The following is a 26,600-nucleotide window of genomic DNA, read 5'->3' as shown; positions in this document are numbered from 1 at the left end:
CTGGCGTGCGGAATTTGATTCCGTCGTTGAGACTAGGCTGAAGCATTTCTGCACGATCGGTCAACATTTTTCTGACCGATCGTGCAGAAACCACTGTTTATTAGACAAACTTCGTGCCACAACTTAACCCCAGCGCCCATTTATGCGCCATTTGGGCTATGGAATGACCTGCATATGTAAGGCTGCCCCTTTCGGTTTTTGTGAAACGGGTGGTAGAATTTGATAGTGGCAAACGACGTGAACAAAACAGTCCGAGGCAATCAGAGCCGAAATCGCGAAGAGATCACCGCCAGAATTCTAAGCTGCGCGGAGACGATCTTTGCGGAATATGGTTTTACGGGCGCTTCTATCAGCAAGATCGCGGCGCTGGCGGGTTTGCCGAAGTCCAACATCATCTATTACTTTGAATCCAAAGAAGCGCTCTATCGTCGTGTTGTTGGTGAAATATTTGATATTTGGCGCGATGCGGCGGATGCCATTGCCATCGACAATGAGCCGATCAAAGCCTTGGGTGATTACATTGATACCAAGCTTGATTTGGCGCGCACACGGCCCAATGGTTCCAAGGTTTGGGCGAATGAAATCATTCAACGCGCGCCGATTGTTCAAGACTACCTAGAGGTCGAACTCCGCTCTTGGACAGACAATCGGATAGCGGTAATTGACGCTTGGGTCACACAAGGAAAAATCCGGCCGATCAGCGGCCGACATCTGCTTTATTCCATCTGGGCGACCACGCAGCATTATGCGGATTTCACCCATCAGATCACAACTTTGAATGACGGCAAAGAGCTTAACGATGCACAGTGGGCAGAGACAAAGGCCGCAGTCAAAGACATCTTGTTATCAGGCGTCAGCCTTTAGTGGCATCGCCCTTAAGCAGCATCAAAAGCGCAACCAAGGTCGCACCGACGCCCGCCAACAATAGGACAGGCTGCGTTTTGCCGTATAACAAGAAATCCCATAGGACGACCCAGCTAGGCACCAGATACGTATAGGCCATCACCTTGCCTGCCTGCAGACGTTTGTTGGCGTATTGCAGCAAGAAAAACGTGCCGCCTGTGGTAATCAACGCCAAATAGCCGATGACCATCCACACCAGCGGACGCAGGCTGGCGTAATCTGTCTCGATCAAATCCCGAGCGCCATACAGGCTAGCAATCAGCAAGGCCCCCAGAATGGTCGCGATAGAACTTTGCAGCGGCAGTTCGTTAGGCGCCAAACGGCGCAGCAGGCCGGGCACCAAGGCATGCGCCAAAGCACCGATCATGAACAGGGCTTCGCCACGGCCAATCTGAAATTTCAGGAACGCTTCCAAGTCACCGCGAAAGATCACCCAAAGGGCCCCAATTGCGCCGATAGTTAGGGCGACCAAGCTAAGACGGCTTGCGCGTTGCCCTGCCAAGAGCAAGCCAAAGCCAGCAGCCATTAACGGTGTCAGCGTAAAGATAGCTGCCGTTGACACCGCTGATGTCACACGCAGGGATTCAAACATTGTGATGAAGTAAACGCCCATCAACCCGCCAATGATCGCAAACCGCCAGAAGCGTTGGAAAATCGGTTTGATCGGAACGCCCATCGCAAAAGCAAATCCAAGCATCGTCAACGCCGCGATGGCAAAGCGCACTGAGTTAAGGGCGGCTGGGGTGATTTCACCGGCTACAAGGTGGCCGAAGGTGAACGAAAGCGACACCAACAAAGAGAATGTCAGCATCGCAAGGTGGCCCTGCCCCGCATGGGACAGGGAAAACCGTTTATTCGGCTGCGGTTGCGCCGGGGTTGTTCGGATGGGTCGTCCAGTTGGCGTAGTCATCCGATACAGTCTTTCCGGTGCGTTCATCGACCATGCCTGCGGGCAAAGTCTCCATTGTGATGCAATTCTCTACCGGACATACATTGACGCAAAGGTTGCATGCAACGCATTCGTCGTCTTGCACTTCGAAAACACGATCCTCGGACATGGTGATTGCTTGGTGAGACGTGTCTTCGCAAGCGGCAAAACAGCGGCCGCATTTAATGCAGTCGTCTTGGCTGATCCGCGCCTTTGTGACATGGTTTAGGTTGAGATACTGCCAGTCTGTCACATTCGGAACCGCGCGGCCCACAATGCTTTCCACCGAAGTATGGCCGTTTTCGTCCATCCATTGGCTGAGGCCTGAAATCATCTCTTGGACAACTTTGAAACCATAGGTCATGGCCGCTGTACACACCTGCACGTTGCCAGCCCCCAATGCGATGAATTCTGCCGCGTCGCGCCATGTGGTCACGCCACCAATGCCGGAAATCGGCATGCCGCGGGTGCCTGAACTGCGCGCAATCTCGGCCACCATGTTTAGGGCAATCGGTTTTACCGCTGGGCCGCAATAGCCGCCATGGGTGCCTTTGCCGTCGATCATTGGCTCTGGTGACATGCTATCTAGGTTCACCGAAGTGATTGAGTTGATTGTGTTAATCAAGCTCACCGCATCAGCACCGCCATCTTTGGCTGCTTGCGCTGGGTTCAAGATGTTTGTGATATTCGGCGTCAGCTTAACGATGACAGGCAGGTCGGTGGCTTCTTTGCACCAACGGGTGACCATCTCGATATACTCAGGCACCTGACCAACCGCAGAGCCCATGCCACGTTCTGCCATCCCATGCGGACAGCCAAAGTTCAGCTCAAACCCATCACATCCAGTTTCGGCAATGCGTGGGATGATCTCTTTCCACGCGTCCTCTTCACACGGCACCATGACCGAAGCGATCAGCGCGCGATCTGGATAATCTTTTTTGACGCGCGTCATCTCTTCGAGGTTCACAGACAATGGGCGATCGGTGATCAGCTCGATGTTGTTCAACCCCAGCAAACGACGATCAGCACCCCAAACCGCGCCGTAACGCGGACCGTTGACGTTAACCACTGGCGGGCCTTCGGCCCCCAGAGTTTTCCAGACGACACCGCCCCACCCTGCCTCAAAGGCACGGCGGACGTTGTATTCTTTGTCAGTCGGAGGAGCAGACGCCAGCCAGAATGGGTTTGGCGATTTGATGCCCACAAAGTTTGTTGTCAGATCAGCCATTAGTTTGCTCCCATCAAGGTTGCGTGGATATCCATGGCGGCATCGCGCCCTTCGGCAACAGCCGTTACCGTTAGATCGTCACCACCCGAGGCACAGTCACCCCCAGCCCAAACACCAGGCACATTGGTTTGTCCGGCGTCATCAACCGAAATCTTGCGCCCTGCGAGGGTCAGTGCCTCTGGCATATCGCCCAATGTTTGACCAATAGCCTTGAACAGCTGATCGGCTGGCAACGTGAACGTTTCGTCTGTTGTGACCAGTTTACCACCTTGAACCTCTGTATAAGCAAAGGTGACGCCAGTCAGCTTACCATGGCCTTCGATACCAACGGGAGCCGCGTTACAAATCAGGCGAACGCCTTTTTGCTGTGCCAAATCTTGTTCAAACGCAGAAGCCGCCATGGCGGATTGACCACGACGATAGACAATCGTGACATCTTCGGCACCAAGCAGTTTTGCCTGAACACCTGCATCCACGGCCGTCATCCCGCCGCCAATCACCACTACACGGCGCCCGATGGGCAAGGCGGTTAGGTCATCGGCCTGACGTAGATCGGAAATGAACGACACGGCATCGCTGACATTCGCTGTGTCTTCGCCATCTAGGGACAGCGCGTTCACCGCAGACAGCCCCATTCCAAGGAACACAGCATCAAAGTCTTGTTGCAAGCTTGGCAAGGAAATCGCATCACCCAGCGCTTGACCATATCGCATTTCGATACCGCCGATGGACAGCAGCCAATCGAGTTCTTGCTGTGCAAAATCATTGGTGGATTTATAGGCGGCGATACCGAATTCGTTTAACCCGCCCCCTTTGGGACGGCTTTCAAAAACCACAACATTGTGACCCAGCATCGCCAAGCGATGCGCGGCAGACAGGCCCGCAGGCCCTGCCCCAACAACGGCAACCTTTTTGCCGGTTTCAGAGGCGCGTTCAAACGGATGTACGTCCTTGTCCATCAGCGTGTCTGTCGCAAAGCGTTGAAGACGACCGATCTCTACCGGTTTACCTTCGGCTGTTTCTCGCACGCAGACTTCTTCGCAAAGCGTTTCCGTTGGACAAACCCGAGCGCACATGCCGCCCAGAATGTTTTGCTCAAGGATCGTTTTGGCCGCCGCATCTGGGGTGCCGGTCGCGATTTGGCGAATGAAAAGTGGAATGTCGATCGATGTCGGACATGCGGTCATGCAAGGTGCATCGTGGCAGAAGTAGCAGCGGTCAGCGGCGACCACGGCCTCGTGCGGATCATAGGGCGGGTGCAAATCTGTAAAGTTGGCCTGCACATTTTCTGTGTCTAGTCGGCCTGCCCGCACACCGCTTTCTCGGATGTGTCGTGTCATGTTGGTATCCCTGTTGGCTATGTAGCTAAGGGTAGCTAAGCACATAATTCATTTTTTGACCATATAGTAAATTTTTAATAATTTCAGGAGCGACTGGGTCGCCAAAAATAAAGGCACAACAATGCGTTGCGCCCAATAATTAAGTGGATTTGAGAGGATAATCGCGAAATTCAGGGAATTTTTGTTATGCCATCCACCCCTGCCCAACAGCATATTCCACGACCTTCGCACGATCTGACAAACCCAGTTTCTGTGCAGCACGTGCCTTATATGTCTCTACCGTTTTGGCACTGATGCTCAGGTCAAACGCGATTTGCTTTGGGGCCAACCCCTTTGCAATCCGCATCAACACCTCTTTCTCGCGCCCACTTAATCGGTTGTCATTTGATTGCGCATCATTGCTGCGTAGCCTGTCACCAAATGCCCCATCAAAATAAACACCACCGCCCAACACAGCTGCAATAGCGATCTCTAGCTGCTGGATGGAACAGTATTTGGACAAGCACCCATGAAAACCAGCATCCAGCGCGGCTTGCACCATCTTATCGGTCACCTCAAAGCTATAGCACAGAAAACGGGACGTCGGATGAGCGGTTCGCAAATCTGTGCAGAAATCGACAATATCAAAGTCCGCTGTCAGCGAGAGATGCGTCGGATCAAAGATTACCAGATCCGGCTGACGGCCTGATATAACGCTTTTGGTATCTACGTCACTTGAATAGCCATGACACTCTATAGAGCTTGGCAAAGAAAGCTGTGCGGAAAGCGCATCCGCGAGCGAGGGATTTTTATCGAAGATCACGACAGTCTGCATGAAAGTCCCCTGTGTGTTCAGCCACTTAAAGTGACGTTAGATACAAGGTACAATTTTATTACTTAAACATCTCTTAATTCATAAGGCAAAACTAAGACAAAGCAGCTTGTCCGATTTATTCGCCAAAAATTAAGGCACAACAATAGGTTGAGCCCATTTATTAGGTGAGGTTTTGAAAGGTCTCATGAAATTCCGCAGATTTTACAGCGCCGTATGCAGTCACAAGCAGAAATCAACTGTTATTAATTCGACTGACAGACTTAAACGAAGCGGTTGTTAGAGTTAAAAGAACCCGTTGGACCAGACCAGCTCTTGATTGCCACCTAGTTTGGAATGCGAAAATGGGCGCAGACCTTCGGCAAAATTATCGACAGCGGGGTCATCATACAGCTTTAGATAGGCCTCAATCCAAGCCAGTTCAAAGGCACGCAACTCTTCCGTGCCATCAAAATAGCTTTGCACCTTGCCTGAATAGGCCTGGCTCTTTTCGCCGGTTGCCAGATCACTTAGGGCGAAATTTACGATCCGCCGCAAAGCATTATCGCAGACGCCATTGATGGAATGACCCTGTGTTTCCAGCAACAATGTCGTTGTCACCATGGGGGCGATGGCATGTAATTGATAATGCAGCGCATATTTTCCACGCTTCATTTCTTGTGGCAAGCTCCCGTCAGCCAATGCCTGACATTGCAAGAATGTGGCTGACCAAGCGGACCATCGCAGGGCAACCTCATCTTCGGCCAGCATCGCCGCCAGATTGACCCCAAGCGTTGCCCAAGCCCGCAGGTTCCCGCGTTTGGAACCATATGTGGCATCTTCCTCCCAAAAGAGCATTTGCTCTTTTGCGCGACGCAGTAACCATGCTTCGATCAAGGCTTTGTCGTCTTCGCGTTGTGAATATCCACGTACTTGCGAATAAACCATGCCAAATGCCGCCAAACGTGAGCCAACAGATAGGTTCGCTGTAAAGCTTTTCATCTCTGACAATGCATCAGCCTTGGCCCAATGCGCCAAGCTGATCACAACGCAATCGGCATAATCCACATCACCGCCCCTTGCGACGGCTTTGTTCGCGGACTTGGCAAGCGTGCGGATGAACTTCTCGACCGGTGCCAGTGCTTTGTTCACCTGCGCGTTAGAGACCTTATCGACATCAGATCGCGATGGATCGCCATCCTTGTAGCGGCTGCCAAACTTTAGTGAGACAACGGGTTTAGATGGCTTAGCACAATTTGCCTCTGCCTTGGCCGCAGTCGGGGCAGCGCCCAGCGCCATGCAAAGACAAAACAATACGGAAAGAAGAGATTTCATAGCTTTTCCTGACGGCTCAGCGTTAACAGAGTCATGATGTCTTTTGCCCGTTTGTGACCGCGATCAGCGGCCTTGGTTAACCACGTCTTTGCCTCTGGTAGGTTTGCCTCTGTGCCCAGCCCAAAGGCCAGCGCCAGACCATATTCGGCCATGGCCGTAGCATCCCCACCAACTGCGGCTTTGTTGAGCCATTCCGTGGCTTGCGCAAGCCCGCTGGCATCTTGCGCCGATTCACGCAGATATATGCCGAAACTGCGCATCGACGGCACATCCCCGGCTTGCGCTGCCACTTGGTAAATGGTTGGCACATCTAGAGCCGTTTCAAACTGGGCCTTAAACTGCGGATGTCCGCGACGATATCGGGCCAAATAGGCGGCCAATTGGCTGTAGTCCTGCGTATCAATCGCTTGCTGAACCATCGCAACAGCGTGCAGTGGGTCGTAAGCCGATGATCCGGGCACCGTAACCAACTCGAACAGATCAATCTGTGCGGAATAATCCCCAGCATCTGCGGCACTGCGCAGTAGGACAAGCACCTCTTGGCTGGCGTCCTCTCCTAAGAACGCGAGCTTGGCCTCTGCCAAATCCACCATGGCCCATGTGGTATCCCCCACAAGATGCGACGCGATGCCAAGCCATTGGTTGATCTTATCCGTCATTCCGGCGGCATGCGCTGCCCGCGCAAGAGACATCGCGCTTTGGTAATCACATCGCATGATCCCAATGGCGCGATGAAAGTAATCCTCGCGCTCTGCCGGACGCACATGAGGCAATGCAAACAACAGCGCATTAAAGTCCCCGTTGCTGGCGATCTGCTTGGCGTATTTCGCATAAACGGCAACCGCCCCACCCTGATCTTGAGTGAGCTGCGCTATGAGGTGCATCGCGTCCCCTAATCCCAACTCGGCGGCCTCTTGGAGCAACGGGAGGACGTCCGCCCCCCCCTGATCAACCGGATCATTGAGAGAGGCCTGCACAAATGAAACAGCTGCCGCTGCACCCGACTTTTCATACTCTCGCTCGAATAACGCTACCGAGGTCTGGTGATCAGCAGAGGTTGTCGCAAGCTCACGCTCTAACTTGGCCAAAGCCGTCAGCACCAATGGAAACCGATCCGCATATTGCCGCCAAAAAGGTTCCAGCGTTGCATCACCGTAATCAGCAAGCTCAATGAACTTAAGCCAGCTCGCCAAAGAAGATGGGCGGCCATACAAAGCCTGAGACTGCAAAACCGCCAAAGATTTTGCATCCTGCGTTTTGGCCAAGTCGACAATTTCGCGCCCCGTCAAAGCAATGTTGGCAGTGTCTGTCGCGGCTTCTACGTTCTTCCAATAATGGGCCTCAGTCACACGTGGGCTGGATTTGGATTGGCACATATAGGCATTGTAAAGCTGCTTACTGGGTGTCACCCCGCCATGTACGGAAACGACTTGTGCAAGCAAATCCGTAGCCCGTTCAAAATCCTGTGGCGATTGCCGATTGGCCAAAAGCGCCAATGCAAGGCGGCTTTTGCCTTCCATGTCATCCAGCGCGCTCGCCTTTTCCAGATAGGTGATCATCTCGGGCAAAGCCCGCCAATGCCCTTTGTCAGCCCGCGCTTGGGCGGCAAGCCGGGTAAAGACCCAACCGGGCGCGTCATCGCGATCTGCAAGCTGACGAAGGGCGGCGACACGCTCGTCTTGCAGATGCTGATAGCGGTCCGCATGATCTTCGAGAAACAGCGCGAGCCGCGTGAGGCCTGACCGAAAATTTGATTTTGCGGCCTGACGAAACAGTTCCAAGGCTTTATCCAGATCAAGCGGCAACAAAGCCCCGCTTTCGTAAATCCGCCCCAGCTCAATCTGTGCAAAGGGCAATTGCGCATCAGCCGCTTGTTGCAGGTACTTTAGAAGCGTTGCGTTATCTTTTGCGAATTCTTCTGCCTGCATGTGGTATTCCACCACTTTCCAAGCCGCATTCGCATCGCCCAAATCAGCGGTAAATCGGTACCAATCATGGGCCAGCTTTGGATCTTGCTGAACAATGCCACCATTTCGATATTCGCGCGCGATCCGCGCCGTGCGGTCACAGATCGTGGCATTCAACTCACCCACCAGTGATCCAAAGGCCATCGTCACCGCCAGCTCTGTTGGCACGTCCCACCCTGCGACAGGTTCACCCTCAAGCGCGCGTTTGCTTAGGGTCAACAAGGCATCAGCATTGCCGCTATACCCCGCCTGAACCAGTAACCTGTCCGCCAGCGCAATATCGCGATCAACACCTATGCCCTCGCGAAATAAGTCCGACAGAGCATTTTGTATACGCGGCGATGCCTTTTCAGAGTTCTCGGCCAAACGCGGTACCAATTGCAGACTGCGGATGCGCTCAAACTGCCCGGCGGCTTGCAAAGCTTGGATATGGGTAAGCAACGCGTTCTTTCCGGCAAACCGCTTGTCTCGCTCAACCAGCAAATTGATCATCTGCTCTATTGTAGGCACCCAGGTTTTGGCGTCGATATGCTGCAATCGCTTTATGTCACGTTTAACAGTGGCAGAGGACATTCCGGCAAAGGTCTTGCCGTCCCAATTCTGCCAAAAGGCAATTGTATCCGCATCACTTGGCCGTGGCGTACACACCACCTGTGGCGCAATATCCGGCGGACGAAACGCCAGCTCTAACGGAGCAGCCTGCAACTGTAGCGGCGACACCAAGAACGCGGTGCATAAAGCCACCCCGACCTGACGAAAGTTCAACTGAAAATCACGCATGTTATCTGCCCCCTACGGGATTACTTCACATAGCTATTGGCGATGGCCTGCGCCGAATACACGCCGTCTTTTTCCAACAGCACAAAGGCCAGCCCAGCCTTACGGTTCAGGGCTACCTGCGAGACAGTGGCAAGCACCTCATCCCCATGACGAATTTCGAAGTCCAAGGTTAACGGCGCCTTAAGCGCGATGGATTTTCCGGCCCCCAGGGCCACATCAGTTAAAACCGTGGCCTTGGCTTGCGGCACATAAAGCGCAACGTTTTCTTGGCTGGCGTAATTGTACAACGTGACATCCGCCTTAGCGGGGCTCGTCTCTAGCTGGTCGGTCAACACGATTGGGGCACCATCCTGTGGCACAACCAAGGTGTAATGCTGGTTAGCCTCCACCGGAATAACAGCAGAGGTTGCACTTAGAGCTACCTCAATATCGCCGGGCATCACATTCACATAGGGCGAAAGACCATCACCCAAATCCTTAAGCGAGGTCGCGCCGACCGTTGCAAAGCTTTGTTCAGGCGCCAAGACCCGGATAAAGCTGGAATTGGGGGCAAAGACATCGCGGTACAATCCATCATCTGCGGCGAAGGCGACTGAAAATGGAACGAGTACACTAAGAAAGATCGCTTTAACAAACCGGCTTAAACTCATGATTTTACCTCTGAAATTGGGGAACAAATTAAAATTTTGGGGGCTTCACCCAGCGGTTCGGACATCGTCACATCAACCGCGCTGACACCATCAGGCCAAAGGCCGGTCACGGGCATATAAAACCGTCCTGTGCGTCGCAATCGCTTGCCACGCACCACCGTTTTCGCGCGCTTTTCACCACTTGGGGACGTGAAGGAAAACACCGCCTCTAGGCCTGCACTGCCGTCCGTTTCCACAAAAATTGTGTGATCATCGCTAAGGTTCAAATCAGCCAAACGCGCCCGCATAGACAACCGATCGCCTGAAACTTGAACCGCGACCTCTTGCCGACAATTCCCTGTTGCCGCAGAGATCAACTCGCGCATCGGTTGGTCACCATATTGCGCCAAGTTATTGTAGATCGGGTTTTCCCAGATCAGGTATTTCGGGCGGTTCTCCTCAAATTCCTTAGACGTCAAATAAGACGTCATCGCGCCAAACTGGTTCCCGCCGGTGATCGCGTAGTTCACCACCTCAAGCTCAGAATGTTGCGCCAAGAAACCGGTGAAGTTGTTGATCGGAGAATCCGAAAACGATGTGCCCAAAAGCGCGACCTGAACCGCGTTGTCACCATCGCCAAACAGATCAAGCGCCCCACCTAAATCGGCCGCAGCTGCCTTGGTCTCAAACGTCATGGTCTCTGGCAAGGGCAAAGCCGTGGCGCAGCGTTTCTGTAACAAACGCCGCATCCCGGAAAAGGCCACATCTGGCTGCAACGACTGGGTTTCATATTGCGTCTTTGTCAGCGCCCCGTAGTCAGGTGACAACTTTAGCGCCTTGGCTATCGCCTTAGCCGTTTCATTCGCCCCAGCAGCCGTCCAGTGAAAATCCGCTCGGAAAAAAGCCTTTTCCTCTTTTGGCGTCTGCAACATAGCCTCGCGTGCATCCACAGTTTGCACGCCTTCGGCAGTCAAACGATCAAGGATGTCTTTGTGAACCCAAGTCGCGATTTCTAGATCAAAACCATAGAGCGCCGCCTCGAGCGGCAAATACTCTGGCATCGTCACGCTTTTGGTTGGGATCGGCACATAGATCAGGGTCGTGCCACGCGCAGCCAATGCACGTGACAATTGCCCCATTGCCTTTACGGTTTCATTAGAAAACGGGTGATACATCCGCAGATCGGCATTGATCCGAAAGATCACGCCATCACGGCCTTCGAGCGATGGCAGATCCTGAAGCTGTTCTAACCCGCTACAACCAAAATTAGAGGCCTCAGCGGCAAACGGTCCGACGGATACAGCCAAAGCAGCGATCAACGTTTTTATTGAATTACGCATCAATTTGCTTCCTGTTGTTGTGGGGGAAATTGGTCTAGCCGCGCCTGAACCAATGGCAATAAATTGGTGGCTGTCACACGTTGGCTGAACGATGGTGATTGCTGCGCGATACCCAACAAGGTTTGCGCCTCAGCCAAAGCGGCAGCGTCAGCTGCAGAGTTTTGCAAGGTTATGGACGCGAGTTGCAACGCAATCCCCCCAGCACCAGAGGTGTTTGACGCCAAGGCCAACGTCCTCATTTCATGCGACAAATCCCCAAATGGATATGCAGAAAGATGATAAGCCAGTGCCGCCTTCACCGCCAACGGATGGCCTGCTTTGACATAGGCAAACAGCACCTTTTTCAGTTCTGCCAACCGCCGGGGATGCACCGCCTTTTGGTCAATCTGATCAATCGCAGTCACCATGCCTCTTACGGCATAACTACGTCCCTTGGCCGCCGCGATCGAATAATAATGCGCAGTATCAGCTGCCAAATCAGAGCGGTCCTTTGCCGCCAGACGTTCTGCCAATTGATGGGCCGCCAAACCGTCGCCCGCATCCGCCAAACTGCGCAACGTCCCCAAAGACAACCGCCGCTTTTGCACCATCGCTTTACGAGCCTGAATGAGACCCGGAGCGCGCAAATCCGACGAGGACCGGATGCGCGGCGCCAAAGCCACGTCACGCCCAAAATGTGTGCCTTGGACAAGCGGCACAGTCAAAACCTCTGCCTGCGCGGTTGAGGCCATCCCTAACCAAAGTATCGCGGCAATCCCCCTACTGTTCATCGGATTGCTCCTCTGAAATCAGCTTTGGATCCGTTAGGTAACGTACTGGAAATTCCCAAATCACAGCTGCCGGCAATGCCGCTGGATCAAGCTGGTTAAGGTAATCGCGCATCGGGGCAACAGGGCCCCGTCCCTCTTGCGCGTAATTCAGAAGGTCCTGCTTTAATGCCAATGACAATGCCGGCGCAAAGCTCCAATTCGTATTGGCTGAGTAACTGGTCCCAACCAAAGCCAAGGGTGCTGGCCCGCTGTCGCCGAACAAATCCAATGTGGCAGAAGCGTCGTTAAGCAGCGTTGCCTCAAAGGGGGTCACCGTTTCAGCCGCCAACCCCACGAAGGGCGCAATGCTGTCAGATGTCACAAAGGATACCAAATCCCCCGCAAATGTCTTGGTTGGCAGCGGCGTCACGTCGACCTGTTGGTCCCCCAACGGCACCGTCGAAGACATCGCAACAGCCTCCGCAACCGCCGTTGCGCCCTCAACTGTCCAATGGGTATCTGTTTTGAGGAAGGGCGTCGCTACATTCGAAAGCGCGTCGCGTGACGACACAACAGTCACGCCACCATCAGCCAGCTCATCGACAAAACCGTCATACAGGCGCTGCTGTTCCAAAGCCTGTTCTGGCGCCAATCCATGCTGCCGAGCGACATCCAGCTTGCTGGCCAATGGAACAACAACCAGATCAACACCGTGACCCGCAAGGGTTTGATCTACCTCACTAATCCACCGCAATGTTGCATCATATACTTCTGCAGAGCTATCAACGGCCCGAAACTCTTCATCGCTAAACAGCCAGCCTTTTTGCCCAGCGACGACACCACTGCGCCCTTCGTTCAGCAGCGCATATCGCGCGGCGCCAATCCACCCCACAGCCGGATCACGATGCATCAGCCCATCGCGGTATAGCTGATCAACGGCTTTGGTCATTTCACCAGAAAACACACTGCCCAATTTAGGCACCACCACCGGCGATTGAAACAACGCTACATTGGCGAACATAGCATAGCCAAAGAACGCCAGCGGCAATGTCAGTTTGAAAGCAACACGCATCGACATATCAGCCCCTTAAAATTGGAAATACAAAAACGGAGAGAAGCTTTGCTCGGCGAGTTTCAATACAGCCATCGCCCCGAGCAGAGCCACGGACAGCACCGCTACAATTTGCCCAGTTTGGCTGATCACACCAACACCACCCACATCGCCATTCAACGTAGGTTTGGGTTGTGAAAACGCCTCAAACAACGGGCGTTCTAGGCATACGACCACAGCCGCAATCACAGTAAACGCAACGCTTTCCCGTGTGATTTCGAACCAAAGCGAGGGATCGCCCCACAGCCCGTTCGCACCAAACAGTCCCGCATAAACCCAAACTGCCTCGCCAACGCTGGTGGCCCTAAACATCACCCACCCCAGCAGGACAAAGCCCAGGGTCATCGGCCATGCAAACCAATGCCCGCTTGCGCGCTTATCCCAGCCAAAGAACCGCTCTGTCGCCAGTAGCCCGCCATGCCAAACGCCCCACAGCACAAAGGTCCAATTCGCCCCATGCCACAGCCCGCCCAGCACCATGACAGCCATCAGGTTGAAATATGTCCGACGCGCGGACACGCGGTTGCCGCCCAGAGACACATACAAGTAATCGCGCAGCCAATTGGACAAAGAGATATGCCAGCGCCGCCAGAACTCGGTGATTGATCGGCTGATATACGGAAAGCGAAAGTTTTCGAGGAACCGAAAGCCCATCATTTTCCCAAGGCCAATCGCCATATCGCTATAGCCCGAAAAATCGAAATACAGCTGTAACATATAGGCCGCGGCCCCCGCCCAGGCGAAAACCATCCCCGGACTATCCGCGCCAAACACAACGTCCGCCAAGGGCGCAACCGCATCCGCCAACAGCACCTTTTTCGCAAGACCAATCAAAAAGCGCGCAAGACCATCGCAGAATAATTCAACGCTATGATCCCGTTCGCGAAACTGATCCTCTAGATCTTTGTAACGTAGGATAGGTCCGGCAATAAGCTGCGGAAATAACGCGATAAACGCCGCAAAATCCACGAAACGCGCGTCTGCGGTGGCATCCCCGCGGTGAACATCAATCAAATAGCTGAGTGCCTGAAAAACATAGAATGAAATGCCAATCGGCAAGATCAATCGCCAATGAATGCCCAACCCACCGGCATCGGTTCCGGCCAACATGGCAAAGCTGTCGATAAAGAAATTGAGGTATTTGAAAACACCCAACACGCCAAGGCACCCAACGACGCCGATCATCAGGTAGGTTTGCCCAAGCCGCGTGCCCCGATGCGCCGCGATCTTTTGACCGATCCCATAGCTGAACAGCGTGGTGAGAAACAGAAGTCCAAGGAAATCTATCCGCCACCAGGCGTAAAACACGTAGCTACCCAAAAGGATGGTTACGGATCGCCACCTGTTTGGCGTCAGGTAATAGAGGGCGAGGAAAACGGGCAAAAACAAAAACAAAAAGGACTCAGATGAGAAGACCATAATTTACTCCTCTTTCACGGTAAGCTGAGGACATTCGAGCGCCTGAAGCGCAGGCCAAGCAATGCCACCAAAACTCATTTCAACAGGTTCAACTCCTTGCAGGTCTTGAAAGATTTTGCCGCTTTCAAACTGCGCATCACCGCCCACAAGCCTTGGAAATTGATTGGAAAAATCGTTTCCACCTAACGACAGATCCGCAGCACTCGCTAAGAACAATCCAACACGGTTCCGCGCCAATACGTTGCCCCGAATGGCCGTCAACGTGCTGGCCGGTTGATGATTGACAAGAATGCCTGCACTGCCATTGCGATACAGCAGATTACCCGACACTTCCGCCGCGCGGGACGTGGTTAACGCGATGCCCTTTTGCCCATTCCGGATTACGGCATTCCCGGCGATACGGGCACAATCAGAACGATCCACGGAAATCCCAACACCCTTGTGGGACCACACCAAATTGTCTGCAATCACAGAACCAATCCCAGCCCCGCGCAGATCAATGCCGCCCCCTTTGCCAGAAAGCAGAACATTACGGATCAACCGCGTGCCACGTGCGCCCTCGCTGACACGCAAAGTGCTGGCCGAGGGGCTATCCAAAAAGACATTTCCGATAATGTGAGCATCAACAGCCCCTTTGATCGCAAGCGGAAGCGCTTGGGAATTGCGAAACACATTGCCTTCAACACGGGTTGATTGCGTGCGTCGCAGGGTCAATTCACCCACGTCTGAAAACTGATTGAACAATAGCTGCGTCGCATATTGCGCCGGATAAACGCCGCCCGCTAAAAACGACACCCCCGAATAGGCCGCGACTTTGCCAAATCCCAGGGACTGAAACCGCGTCTCTGCCATCAACGCATACCCCGCGCCAGCCGTGGCGACAAAGGGCCGAAACTCCGCGTCCTGCCGGTTCGGATCACCAACACCACGCACCTGCGCAGATCGCGCATAGAAGCCACCGAAATTAATCAGAAATGCCCCGGCTTCACGGCTTAACTGCAAGTCATCTCCGGGCTGCAAAACCAACTGCGCCTCGGGCCAGATGACAACCGGCAGCGCAAAGGCCCTCCCCTCCAGCAACGGTTGATCTGCACTTAAGGCACGCGCACGTTCTTGCAATTCTGAAAGCGTGATCCGCCCGCTTTCAACCGCCAAAGCCTTTGGCACCACTTGCCCCTGTGCCCGCATAATCCGCAGCTGGTTATTGCCACCTACAAACAACGAAAGCTGCGCCAATACGATCCGTAAATCAGTAAGTGAAACAAGCGCGTCCTCAACAGTTAGATTTGGTAAATCGGGCAAGACGGAACGGGTTCGCGCCACAGCAACCAAATCCATGGCCGGATCAAGAATATCGCCTTCACGGTCCGCAAATACTGCCTCTATGCGTTGTTCTAATTCCACCAAACGCGCGGGTTCTACGGCCAAAGCCAATCGCGGCAAAAAGCAAAAAAGACAGATACTTACGAACCAAAGATTACGCATTATGCGCACCCAACCTCTGGATTTGATTATCCAGCGTGCTGTTCAACGTCACCAACAAAGCTTCAACAAAATCACTCTTTGTATTCGTCAGGCTAGTCCGCCCACTGGGTGGCAGAACATATCGTTCCCCCAGCGCCAAATCCTGCCTCTGCAAGCCGTCAAACACCTGAAGATCACCGCCAACCGCAATCAACTGCCGCCCCGGCATCGGATCAATCTTGATAGAGGCCCCCGGATTGATCTTGATCACCGTCATGTCGAAATTACCAGAGCGCATAACCCGCCGACTTTGTCCCCAAAGGTAATCCTTAGACAAAGGCACAACAGCCTCTGGTCGCTGCTCATCCCGCAGAACCTCGACAACCTTTTTGACGTTCTGACATTTGCCGCGTTGCGTCACCAAAATCGCATCCGGCGTGTCCACGACAATCACATCCGACACGCCCACCACAGCGACCAGCCGTTTATCGGCACGTACCAAAGCATTCTCGGTCTCAACCGCCAAAACATCGCCTTGCAGCACATTGCCCTCTGCATCACGCTGACTGATCGCATACATAGAGGTCCAACACCCCACATCGTCCCATTCAACATCCAGCGGTGCCAGCGCCACGCGCGAAGACCGCTCAAAGATAATCCGCTCTGTCGGCTCATTAGTCGCGCGACGAAAACTTGCAGGATGTAGCGTTAGCCCGCCCTCACTCACCTCACCCCGATCAATGGCAGAGAAAACCGTGTGATATGTTTCGGGATCATAGGTGCGCATTTCTTTGATGATCGTTGATGCGGAAAACAATGAAATCCCAGACGCCCAAAACGCCTTGCCCTCGGCCAGCAATTCCGTTGCCTCACGCAAAGGCGGCTTTTCGACGAATTTATCGACCTTTCGTAGATCCGCATTTCCGCCATGCGCTCCACCATCCACGATGTAGCCATAGCCGGTTTCTGGATAGGCTGGCGTGATCCCAAATATCACGATCCGCCCTTCGCTTGCCGCTGCACGCATCGCTAGGATTTGCCCATTCAGATCTCCGTTGATCACATGGTCTGACGGAACAACAAGCAACAACGCATCTGGGTCCGTTTGTGCCACTTGGATCGCCGCCGCTAAAACGGCTGGGCCAGTGTTCCGCCCCATTGGTTCGTAGATGACATCTGCTTCGCACTGCAGCTCATCCAATTGCCGCGTCACAATGTGACTGTGATGCGACGCGGTAACCACTGTTGGCTTTGCAAACCCTGCAACCCGATGCCGCTGAATGGTGGATTGTAGAAACGTCAACGAACCAGCGCCACCAACGGGCTGAAATTGCTTAGGGCTTTGACTACGCGATACAGGCCAAAGCCGAGATCCCGAACCACCACACAGAATAATAGGATGAATGTCTTTCATGAACGTCTCCAGTATTCAGGCCCAAAGCCAGAAAATCCGATTAAACTTACTTACTTCAATCGCTTAAGCTCTCCCTTCATGCCTGCCCCGCTTGTAAAAAACCAAAGATAGGTGCGATCCAATTGTCCAAGAAACGATTGCGAAACCGCAGCCGCGCGGCATCACCTGCTTGCGCAACACCCGTGGCACTTTGCGGCAACGTCAGCGTCGCGCGCACCTGCCCAGCAGGTCCGCCGCCCTCAAAATCAAGGGACACAGGCACAACCGCACCACTCGTCAATTCAAGCTCAGGCTGATCACCCGCGATCATACGCGCGACCCCACCATCACTGATCTGAGTGACAACAGCCAAAGCCGCCGTTTCATCCGTGAGCTTGACGATTTCATCGCCTGCCAGCACCGTGGCCCCGGTTTTGAAACCAGCGAGTGCCAGCACATTGCAGTCACAGGGCATGCGCACGCTCAACAATTCACCGGAATTGGCTGCGATGGAATAAACGACATCCCCTTTGACCGCCGTTGGATTGACAAAGGTGATCTGCCCCGCGCTGGTCGCCCGCATCAACTCCCCTTCGCGGGTGATCGTTACCGGATGGGCCTCGTATTGATAGGCCACGCGCTGATACACGATGGTGACCGCGCTATAGACCAGCACAGTGCTTAGTCCAAAAACCAAACCCATACGCGCAAACATCATCAAACGGTTGGCCAAACTCTGCTGCACTTCTGGCGGGGTTGGCTTCACATCAACCGGGCCGGTAAAGCCCAAAAGCTGCCCCATACTCACAACATGGCCAGCAATATGGCTGTTCAAAATATACCGCAGAGGGGCCAGATGCTCCCCCGTCGGATTTGAAAACCGCAATTCAACCGTCGCGTTTTCGCTATCACCGCTTTTAGAAACAAAAGCCTCGGAATACAGCGTGATAGAGAAGCCATCGAAATCAAACCGCAGGCTGATCAGCTCTTCTGTCCCCACTTCACCCGGTGCCAATAAGCCAGACAATTCCGCTTTGGTCAGCGACAGGCTTTCGCCTTCCATCCGGCGCCCACAGACAAAGGCCGAGAACGGCAGCTTGATTTGCGGATGCTCCTCCTCAAAGACAAAACCAGAAGGCACGTCTTCTGTTGAAGAATTCAGAGGTTCGAATAATTCAGTGTTGCTCATTTTATCATTCCAAATGAGGCGCTTAAGCGACGCCGGTTAGATAAAGGACAGCCAGCGACAACCAGCCAAGTGCAATAAGGTGTAGATAAACCGACCCATAGGCGCGCAGGGTTTGCCCCAATGACAACCGCGTCCGTGGCCCGCGCCCTGCGGACTGACGCGTCCATTTTTGACGGTCCAAGCGAAAGAAAACGTAGCTTTTCACAGCCGCTCCAACGAGCTGCCCAAAGTACAGCAAAAAGGGATAGGTGATCGGAAAGGCGCGCCCGCGGAACAGGCCAATTGCGATGCAAAACATATACCGCGTGAACATGACCCAAGCGATGTAGGCAGGGATCACGATCGGATCAAAAAACACGGCCGCCGCTGCAACGGACAAAGGCCCAGCCAAGGTCGTCCAGATCGAAAGATTCTGATCCAGAATCGACCACCACACAAAGGTGCCAATCGTCCGGCGCGGCAAATCCAGCGCCCGCCCATTGGTACGCAGCATGTTTCCAAACCAACGCACCATCAGTGTGATCGCGCTGCTCCAGAACGTCGGCAACGGCTGGGTTTCCATCGAAACAGAGCGCACATCGGGCAGATATGCCATCTCCCAGCCATGGCTCAGCAGCCAATACCAGGTAGATTTGTCATCCCCCGTCAGAAAGTTCACCCGCCCCAAGCGCCAGTGATCAATGTGATCGTGTTTAACCAGTTGAATGAATTCAGGATGGGTCGCCAGACTGGCCCGGAACACAGACATCCGCCCGGTCAGGGTTAACACCCGGTTGCTCACCCCCATAGAGCACATCATGACCTGCCGTTGATCAAACCGCATACCAAACCAATCCCGGAATAAGCCGGCCTTTGGAATGTCTACGGCCTCATCCGTGGTCAGCGCCCCAACCTTGGAGTCTGTGAAAAACGGCGCTGTTTGGGCCACAATATCAACCGGCACACAGCTATCGCCATCCACGACAATCACCACGTCATCATGGGTTGGGCATTCCCGCGCAATCAGCCCAAAGGCCTTGGCCAAGGCGTCGCGTTTTCCCGTTCCCGGGATGCGATCAATCACCAGCTTTACGCCGGACATGTCTTGGCGCATCGCAGAAAACACCTGTCGCACCAGCCGCTCATCTGCCCCATCCACAACAGAAGCCACAATCGTCGCCCCACCCGCAGAATGCGCGGCCGCCCGAAACACGCTGGAATAGACCGGTATCGTGATGTCCGGCTCGATCTTGTAAGAGGTCGTTAGAAAATACGCATGCGCCGCCCGCGCCCGTTCTGCATATCGCTGATGCGCCAAAGCCTTGCGACGCGGATAGGCAAACCGCCGGAAATAGATGGCACGGCTGAAATTAATCAACGCCCAGCTATAGCGCCACGCCCCCAGAAAACCGATCACAATCAGGGTGTTCTGCGCGGCACCTAATCTATCTGGCGGCACCAAGGCAACCAACAGCACAATGGCCGATATATATGAAATATGACCAAGCATCCGGCGTTACCAGCAAATGCCAGCGTAGCTGCCCGAGGTCGTCAAATCGCGCCGCAACCGTGTCAGATCGACCATAGGCTTGGTCGCTGAAACCTCGTCCAACATCTCGACCGTATCTTGATAAAGGTTACCCACGATGATCGCATCAGAGCTTTCGATCAACGTCTTCAGTTCCGGCACAATCCGCCCCGCCAAATCCGGCACAACATCATTACCCCGCCCGGCTGTCGAATTCTCCTGATCAAACGCCTCTTGCACATAGGGATCAAACACCTCGACCCCAACACCACTTTTGATCAGCCGCGAGGCCAGCTCTGCCAAGGGGCTTTCTCGCAAGTCATCGGTCCCCGGTTTAAAGCTAATGCCAACGAACCCAACGGTTTTTGCCTTGGACTCGGCCACCATTTTTTCGGCCTTCGCAATCTGCGCTTCATTCGCCTCCAGCACCGCATTTAACAGCGGCGCTGGCACGTCCTTAGCCCCGGCCAAATGCCGCAAAGCGCGCACATCTTTTGGCAAGCAAGACCCACCAAAAGCAAACCCCGGCCGCATGAAGTAGGGCGAGATATTTACCTTGGTATCGGAACACAGAATTTCCATGACCGTTTGCCCATCAAGCCCACAGGCTTTGGCAATATTCCCGATCTCATTAGCATAGGTGACCTTCACCGCCCGCCACGTATTCGAGGTATATTTCACCATCTCAGCAGTGCGCACATCAACCGAATGAATATCGCAATCAAGCGGTGCGTTGATGTCATGCAGGATCTGTGATGTCGCCTGATCCAACGAACCAAACACAATCAAACCCGGATCGTAATAGTCCTCAATCGCTGTGCTCTCGCGCAGAAATTCTGGGTAATACCCTACCCCAAAATCAGCCCCAGCCACCTTGCCAGATGCCGCTTCTAACGTCGGAATACACGTCCCCTCCGTGCTCCCCGGCACAATGGTCGAACGAATAATGACAGAATGAAACCCATCCTTCTTGGCCAAAGCCGCGCCGATATTTTCGCAAACCGAGGTCACATAGCCCAATCCAACAGACCCATCCCCCGCACTTGGCGTGCCCACACAAACAAACGACGCATCCGTATGTGCTATGGCAAAATCAACATCAGCCGTCGCGATCAACTGGCCCGCATCCACGCCCTGTTTCACCAGGGCATCCAAACCATTCTCAACAATCGGCGAGCGCCCCGCGTTGATCGCATCAATCTTGCCATGATCGACGTCTACTGCGATGACCTTATGCCCGTCTTTCGCCAAACACGCGGCAGCAACAACACCGACGTAACCAATTCCAAAAATACTGATAGATGCCATTCTGACCTCACATGGGATGGATGAAATTCGATTAAATATCGTTCAATCAAACCATGCCCATTGCAGGCCCAACACATAAGTCGGGAAAGCCCCCTACAGCGTAGGCAATTCCCCTACAGGCGCGTAAGTCAAATCCGTAGTCATGTTAGAAAGTGAAGATGTCACCGCAGCCAACACGCTGCAATACAACAACAATCCAGCCCCTCAGGGCCAGAACGCCAGTTATCAATGCAATGTAAGATAATGGCGGAGACGAAGGGATTCGAACCCTCGATACCGTTTCCGGTATACTCCCTTAGCAGGGGAGCGCCTTCGACCACTCGGCCACGTCTCCGCTGACGGGTAGTAAAGATATCCCGAAACTCGCACAAGTGCTTTTTGTGTTTTTTTTGGTGACGGATGGCACAAGGATCAACCAAAGCCTTGCGTCAAAAAAAAGGGTGCCAACATTAATGCTGAACACCCAGATTATTTTTAGTGTAGGTCACCTTTTAGCGCACATAAAGCGGCTTCAAGGTGAAGAGATGCAGTTCTATCTTCGATATCTTCTGCACAATTTCGCGCATATTCGACTAGGTTCATTAGGGCCCGACGTTCTTCTTGTTTTTGGTCGCGCTCCCTAGTCATTTCTTTAGTTTGATATCTGAGCATATATCTACTTCTTATTTTTTTTGTTACAGTGCCAGGGATTGACTGTACATTAACCTTAACTGCCGAACCCCGCCCAATCCATCATGAAAAATGATTTAATTCATGAAAAATCAAAATATATACAAAGTGGATGCCCATACACTCCGCGTTTTTCTGAAAGTCTGTGAATTGCAGTCTGTCAGTCGAGCGGCGGAGCATTTCAATTTAAACCAATCCACTGTTAGCAATATTCTTGACCGGCTTCGTCAGGCGCTTGGCTATAAATTGTTGGAAAAAGTCGGCCGAAACATCGTTCCAACGGAAAACGCAAAAGCGTTAATTCCGCGTGCATCAGAGATCGTTTCCGCAATCGAGGGCCTACCAGACACCGGCACTTATGACCCGATGGAGGACGACCGCCCCGTTACCATTGCGGGCAACCTAAATTCCATCTTAGAATCCCTAGTTCTCATCCGAAACGCCATTTGGGAGGCCTGCCCGGGCCGTCACGTACGCTTTATGGAAATGGGCAGCCGCGACCAGATGGAAGACATTCTATCTACCGGCAAGGCAGATTTTTTGATCGCCGTGCGCACTGTGAAATACCCGCCATCGTTTCTTTCACACCTTCTTTTTCGCGATACTTCAATCGCATACTACGACCCATCCTGTCGCGACGCCCCAGACACCTATGAAAAATACTTTGCAAGCCGCCATGGCGTGCTTGATTTCGGCGGCTACGTGCGCAGCACCATCGATACCGAAGTTAAGCGCCTCGAAGGGCATCGTGACATCGTCTGTTCGGCTTCAAACGTATCTGTTTTGGCGGAAATGATGCGTGGCACCGATTTAGTCGTCAGTATGCCCAGCCGTTTGCGCCACGATGTCTTAAAGGATTTCGCTTGGTGTACCCTGCCCTATTTGTCAGAGGCACGCCTAAGCTTTGATCTTCTCTGGCACAAACGGACAAGCGACAGTTCGCGCCAGAAATGGTTGTTGGATATTATTCAATCGCTCGACTTGGATACAAGTCTCGCGGTGAATGTCTCTAATTCAACGTCGCAAGGCGGGTCAGGAACAAAGCCTTAACTTTAGCTGCATCTACTGCCATATAAACGCAAGTGCTGCTGCGCCCATCAGACACGTCAACTGTTGCGCCAGATGCCTCGCCTTCGCAGGTCACACCAAGTGTCACATCTTCGCCTGTGAACAATTCAGGATGGCTACAGGCAATCACAGCCGCTGGATCATGCAGACTGCAACCGCCCAATTTACCCACGCTCAAATAGAACTTCAGGTAAAAATGGCTCATGTCTTGCAACATACCACCCAGTTTGGGAGCAGCTTCCGCAATTGCCGTGAAATCTTCGGCAGAACACAAAATGCGATGGGTGACATCCAGGCCAATCATCTCAACCCGCGCATCAGAGGCAAAGACCACTTCAGCCGCATGAGGATCATGGTAAATATTCGCCTCAGCATGTGGCGTGATATTCCCGCCCTCACGATAAGACCCACCCATCAACACAATCCGCGCGACGTTCTTGGTAAACTCAGGGTCTTGCTGAATAGCCTTCGCGATATTGGTCAACGGCCCAATCGGGCAAACAACCAGCTCGCCCTTATGTTCCCGTGCCATACGACAAAGGAAATCGGCAGCCGTTTCATCAATCGCCCGCCCTTTCGGAGTCGCCGCAGGAATGTCACCAAACCCTTCGTCCCCATGCACATGCGAAGATGGCTCAAACGGCGGCAACACCAACGGTGTCTTTTCCCCAGCTGCCACAGGCGCATCCACGCCCGCCGCCTCAAGCAAACGCAACGCATTGCGGGTCGCCGTTTCCACAGTCACATTGCCAAAAATAGACGTCAGCCCCAGCAACTCAATCTCGGGCGCTGCTGCTGCATAGAAAATCGCCATAGCATCATCAATGCCCGGATCGGTGTCGATAATCAGTTTAACGTTGTCAGCCATGTTATTCATTTTCCAAATAAAAAGGGAGACGCAAGCGCCTCCCGAATTCCGCGCGATGTCGCTAAATCTTAGGTGTTGAACAAGAAATGCATGACGTCACCGTCCTGCACGATATAGCTCTTACCTTCTGCGCGCATCTTGCCCGCTTCCTTAGCGCCTTGCTCGCCATTGCACGCGATAAAGTCGTCATATGCAATGGTTTCCGCACGAATAAAGCCGCGCTCAAAATCGCCGTGGATCACACCAGCAGCCTTTGGCGCTGACGTGCCTTTTTGAATAGTCCAAGCACGCGCTTCTTTTGGACCAACGGTAAAGTAGGTTTCCAGTTGCAGCAACTCGTGCCCTGCGCGGATCAAACGATCCAGACCTGCCTCTTCTAGGCCCATCTCACCCAAGAACATTTCTGCTTCTTCGGCTTCCAACTGGCTGATCTCTTCTTCGATCTGCGCTGAAATAATCACATGGCTGTTGCCCTGAGCAGCGGCCATTTCGGCAACAGCTTTAGAATGCGCATTGCCCTCTGCCGCCTCAGATTCACCCACGTTACAAACGTAAAGAACCGGCTTTGTGGACAACAGCTGCAAGCTTTTCCACATTTTCTCGTCATCGGGATCAATCTCGCAGGTCCGCGCAGGCTTATCGTTTTCAATCGCCTCTTGCGCCATCGCCAACAGACGATCCTGCTCAACCGCTTCTTTGTCGTTGCCTTTGATCTTACGCACCAAACCCTGACGACGCTTTTCAATGCTTTCCAGATCGGCCAGCATCAATTCCGTCTCAATGGTTTCCGCATCAGCCACAGGATCAACGCGATCATCAACATGCGTTACATCCGGGTCTTCAAAGCAGCGCAACACATGCGCAATCGCATCCGTCTCACGAATATTGGCCAAGAACTGGTTGCCCAAGCCCTCACCCTTTGACGCGCCCTTAACAAGGCCCGCAATGTCTACAAAAGTCATCCGCGTTGGGATGATCTGCTTAGACGTCGCAATCGCCGCCAATTTGTCCAAACGGTCATCCGGAACCGCCACGTCACCGACGTTCGGTTCAATCGTACAAAACGGAAAGTTCGCAGCCTGCGCCGCAGCCGTTTTGGTCAATGCGTTAAATGTGGTCGATTTACCTACGTTCGGCAGGCCGACAATACCAACTTTAAAGCCCATCTCGGCCTCCAATCACAAGTTCTCGCTGCTTCTATGAAGAGTTGGGGTCTGACGCAAGCCGTGTTACCGTTTGTCCGACCGACAGGAGGACCAAATGTCATTCAATCCCTACATTTTCTTTGATGGTAACTGTGCAGAAGTCATAGATTTCTATGCAAAGGTTTTTGGTGCAGAGAACGTCGTAAAAATGCCATTCTCCGAAGCCCCCGCCGAAGCAGGCCTGCCTAAAACAGATCGCCTGATGCACGCCCAAATCGACGTTGGCGGTGCCACCCTTATGTGCAGCGATGTCCCACCCGGCGCACCATACTTTCCGCAAGCGTCTGTTTCGGTCGCCCATCAAACTCAAACGGTCGAAGACGCCCGCACCAAATTCGAAGCCCTCGCCAAAGGCGGCGACGTCATCATGCCATTTGAAACCGCCTTCTTCTCGTCAGGCTTTGGCATGTGCAAAGACCGCTTTGGCACTCATTGGATGATCATGGTAGACGATCACTAACGATACCAATGCCCTTGGCGTAAGGCCCTCATAATGATCACGAATCTCTCCCAGCGCTTGCGCCTTGTCGCAAGTGCCCTGACCTGTGCAACGACAATCCTGCTGTCTTTGCCCGCTCAGGCGGATATGACGACCTACCGTTATGGCAATGGCGTCACCGCCACCGGGGTCTTACCGCTGGACCTTGATTTCTACGAAACAGAACCCGCCTGCCCCGCACCGCGCCCAACCGTGTTGCTGATCCACGGCGGCGGATTTCGCGACGGTTCCCGCAAAGACGCGCCCCTTATCCAACTCGCAGAATTCCTAAACGCCAACGGCTATAACGCCGCTTCCATGGATTACCGCCTGATGCGCGACACCCCGCGCCCGACGTTAACCGTCGCTCCAGACTTCCAAGGTCGCGATGCCCAGCTCACCGCTGCCAGCGCTGCTTTTGAAGACACCGCAATGGCGATGCGTTGGCTTGCAGACAATGCGCAAATCCTCTGCGTTGATCCCACGCAAATCATCCTCTGGGGCGAATCTGCTGGTGCCATCGCCGCGCTCTATGCCGCCTACGCGCTCGACACCACCGCCACACAGCGCCCGACCCCCATTGCAGTGGTCTCTTTCTGGGGCGGCTTCCTTCCGCACGACAACCTCAAACGCGGCGACCCATCCCTGTTTTTGCTACACGGTTCAGCAGACGTCACCGTCCCAGTAGACCAAAGCGTCTCCCTCGCCAAAGCCGCCCACAGCCGCGGCATTCCCGTGCACATCCACCAAGTCATCGACGCAGGCCACGGCTTTGCCGCCATTGACCCATTCGAACTCACCTTGAATGAAACACCCCTGATGGATCACATTTTACGCTTCTTACAAGCCGCCCAGACCGGCCAAGTCTTTAAATCCCGCGCAACCGAAGGCCAAAACCCAAAATAGCGCCTGACAGTATTGATTTTCCCCCA

22 protein-coding genes and 1 tRNA gene are annotated in these 26,600 nt (G+C 53.5%); 4 read left to right on the top strand and 19 right to left on the bottom strand.

The genetic code is table 11. The features are described 5' to 3' along the window. The first annotated feature begins 237 nt into the window (after positions 1-237). A complete protein-coding gene (locus tag Q4544_RS06875) occupies positions 238-864 on the top strand; it encodes a TetR family transcriptional regulator C-terminal domain-containing protein (protein ID WP_303504759.1) in 627 nt (208 codons plus the stop codon). On the opposite strand, the gene Q4544_RS06870 is transcribed toward Q4544_RS06875, so the two are convergent. The 17 genes from Q4544_RS06870 to Q4544_RS06790 form a co-directional block, all read right to left on the bottom strand. After that, a complete protein-coding gene (locus Q4544_RS06870; RefSeq protein WP_303504758.1) occupies positions 854-1,813 on the bottom strand; it encodes a DMT family transporter in 960 nt (319 codons plus the stop codon). The genes Q4544_RS06875 and Q4544_RS06870 overlap by 11 nt on opposite strands. Continuing rightward, the gene (preA, locus tag Q4544_RS06865; protein ID WP_303504757.1) at positions 1,755-3,059 is read right to left on the bottom strand and encodes an NAD-dependent dihydropyrimidine dehydrogenase subunit PreA; all 1,305 of its coding nucleotides are present in this window, start codon (positions 3,057-3,059) and stop codon (positions 1,755-1,757) included. Before preA ends, Q4544_RS06870 begins: the two co-directional genes overlap by 59 nt. Beyond that, positions 3,059-4,399 (bottom strand): NAD(P)-dependent oxidoreductase, encoded by a 1,341-nt coding sequence (locus Q4544_RS06860; RefSeq protein WP_303504756.1) that lies wholly within the window; start codon positions 4,397-4,399, stop codon positions 3,059-3,061. Before Q4544_RS06860 ends, preA begins: the two co-directional genes overlap by 1 nt. A gap of 184 nt (positions 4,400-4,583) precedes the next feature. Further along, positions 4,584-5,213 carry a response regulator transcription factor gene (locus Q4544_RS06855; RefSeq protein WP_303504755.1) on the bottom strand — a complete coding sequence of 210 codons (630 nt, stop codon included), beginning with the start codon at positions 5,211-5,213 and terminating at the stop codon, positions 4,584-4,586. A gap of 282 nt (positions 5,214-5,495) precedes the next feature. Continuing rightward, positions 5,496-6,524 (bottom strand): alginate lyase family protein, encoded by a 1,029-nt coding sequence (locus tag Q4544_RS06850; protein WP_303504754.1) that lies wholly within the window; start codon positions 6,522-6,524, stop codon positions 5,496-5,498. Continuing rightward, positions 6,521-9,271 carry a tetratricopeptide repeat protein gene (locus Q4544_RS06845; RefSeq protein ID WP_303504753.1) on the bottom strand — a complete coding sequence of 917 codons (2,751 nt, stop codon included), beginning with the start codon at positions 9,269-9,271 and terminating at the stop codon, positions 6,521-6,523. The genes Q4544_RS06850 and Q4544_RS06845 overlap by 4 nt, the downstream gene beginning before the upstream one ends. Before the next feature lie 20 nt (positions 9,272-9,291). After that, complete coding sequence (locus Q4544_RS06840) at positions 9,292-9,921, bottom strand: alginate O-acetyltransferase AlgF (protein ID WP_303504752.1); 630 nt, start codon at positions 9,919-9,921, stop codon at positions 9,292-9,294. Then, positions 9,918-11,240, bottom strand: coding sequence for an alginate O-acetyltransferase AlgX-related protein (locus Q4544_RS06835; RefSeq protein WP_303504751.1), 1,323 nt, complete (start codon positions 11,238-11,240; stop codon positions 9,918-9,920). Before Q4544_RS06835 ends, Q4544_RS06840 begins: the two co-directional genes overlap by 4 nt. Next, complete coding sequence (locus Q4544_RS06830) at positions 11,240-12,010, bottom strand: hypothetical protein (protein ID WP_303504749.1); 771 nt, start codon at positions 12,008-12,010, stop codon at positions 11,240-11,242. Before Q4544_RS06830 ends, Q4544_RS06835 begins: the two co-directional genes overlap by 1 nt. Continuing rightward, entirely contained in the window at positions 12,000-13,067 is a 1,068-nt protein-coding gene (locus Q4544_RS06825; protein ID WP_303504748.1) for an alginate O-acetyltransferase AlgX-related protein, read from the bottom strand. Before Q4544_RS06825 ends, Q4544_RS06830 begins: the two co-directional genes overlap by 11 nt. A 9-nt stretch (positions 13,068-13,076) precedes the next feature. Then, on the bottom strand, positions 13,077-14,519 hold the full coding sequence (locus Q4544_RS06820) for an MBOAT family protein (RefSeq protein WP_303504747.1): 1,443 nt from the start codon (positions 14,517-14,519) through the stop codon (positions 13,077-13,079). Positions 14,520-14,522: 3 nt separating this feature from the next. After that, entirely contained in the window at positions 14,523-16,004 is a 1,482-nt protein-coding gene (locus Q4544_RS06815) for a right-handed parallel beta-helix repeat-containing protein (RefSeq protein ID WP_303504746.1), read from the bottom strand. After that, entirely contained in the window at positions 15,997-17,397 is a 1,401-nt protein-coding gene (locus tag Q4544_RS06810) for a sugar phosphate nucleotidyltransferase (protein ID WP_303504744.1), read from the bottom strand. Before Q4544_RS06810 ends, Q4544_RS06815 begins: the two co-directional genes overlap by 8 nt. A gap of 76 nt (positions 17,398-17,473) precedes the next feature. Next, complete coding sequence (locus Q4544_RS06805; RefSeq protein ID WP_303504743.1) at positions 17,474-18,565, bottom strand: hypothetical protein; 1,092 nt, start codon at positions 18,563-18,565, stop codon at positions 17,474-17,476. Between the two features lie 22 nt (positions 18,566-18,587). Then, positions 18,588-20,054 (bottom strand): glycosyltransferase, encoded by a 1,467-nt coding sequence (locus Q4544_RS06800; RefSeq protein WP_303504742.1) that lies wholly within the window; start codon positions 20,052-20,054, stop codon positions 18,588-18,590. A gap of 6 nt (positions 20,055-20,060) precedes the next feature. Continuing rightward, positions 20,061-21,380 (bottom strand): nucleotide sugar dehydrogenase, encoded by a 1,320-nt coding sequence (locus Q4544_RS06795; protein ID WP_303504741.1) that lies wholly within the window; start codon positions 21,378-21,380, stop codon positions 20,061-20,063. A 244-nt stretch (positions 21,381-21,624) separates the two neighbouring features. Beyond that, positions 21,625-21,714 (bottom strand) — tRNA-Ser (locus Q4544_RS06790). A 419-nt stretch (positions 21,715-22,133) separates the two neighbouring features. Here Q4544_RS06790 and Q4544_RS06785 point away from each other — a divergent pair. Then, the gene (locus Q4544_RS06785) at positions 22,134-23,099 is read left to right on the top strand and encodes a LysR family transcriptional regulator (protein ID WP_303504740.1); all 966 of its coding nucleotides are present in this window, start codon (positions 22,134-22,136) and stop codon (positions 23,097-23,099) included. On the opposite strand, the gene Q4544_RS06780 is transcribed toward Q4544_RS06785, so the two are convergent. After that, a complete protein-coding gene (locus Q4544_RS06780) occupies positions 23,059-23,985 on the bottom strand; it encodes a nucleoside hydrolase (protein ID WP_303504739.1) in 927 nt (308 codons plus the stop codon). The genes Q4544_RS06785 and Q4544_RS06780 overlap by 41 nt on opposite strands. A 68-nt stretch (positions 23,986-24,053) precedes the next feature. Further along, positions 24,054-25,151, bottom strand: coding sequence for a redox-regulated ATPase YchF (gene ychF / locus Q4544_RS06775; protein WP_303504738.1), 1,098 nt, complete (start codon positions 25,149-25,151; stop codon positions 24,054-24,056). Between the two features lie 94 nt (positions 25,152-25,245). Between ychF and Q4544_RS06770 the strand changes: the two genes are divergently transcribed. Both Q4544_RS06770 and Q4544_RS06765 read left to right on the top strand, forming a co-directional pair. Then, positions 25,246-25,650, top strand: a complete 405-nt coding sequence (locus Q4544_RS06770; RefSeq protein ID WP_303504737.1) for a VOC family protein — start codon at positions 25,246-25,248, stop codon at positions 25,648-25,650. A gap of 33 nt (positions 25,651-25,683) precedes the next feature. Continuing rightward, on the top strand, positions 25,684-26,574 hold the full coding sequence (locus Q4544_RS06765; protein WP_303504736.1) for an alpha/beta hydrolase: 891 nt from the start codon (positions 25,684-25,686) through the stop codon (positions 26,572-26,574). Positions 26,575-26,600 lie beyond the last annotated feature (26 nt).

Origin of the sequence: Cognatishimia sp. 1_MG-2023 (genome assembly GCF_030548175.1) — a bacterium.
In the GTDB taxonomy this organism is placed as follows: Bacteria; Pseudomonadota; Alphaproteobacteria; order Rhodobacterales; family Rhodobacteraceae; genus Cognatishimia.
The sequence above is the reverse complement of the archived record's forward strand: the minus strand, read 5'-3'. Positions and strand labels throughout refer to the sequence as shown.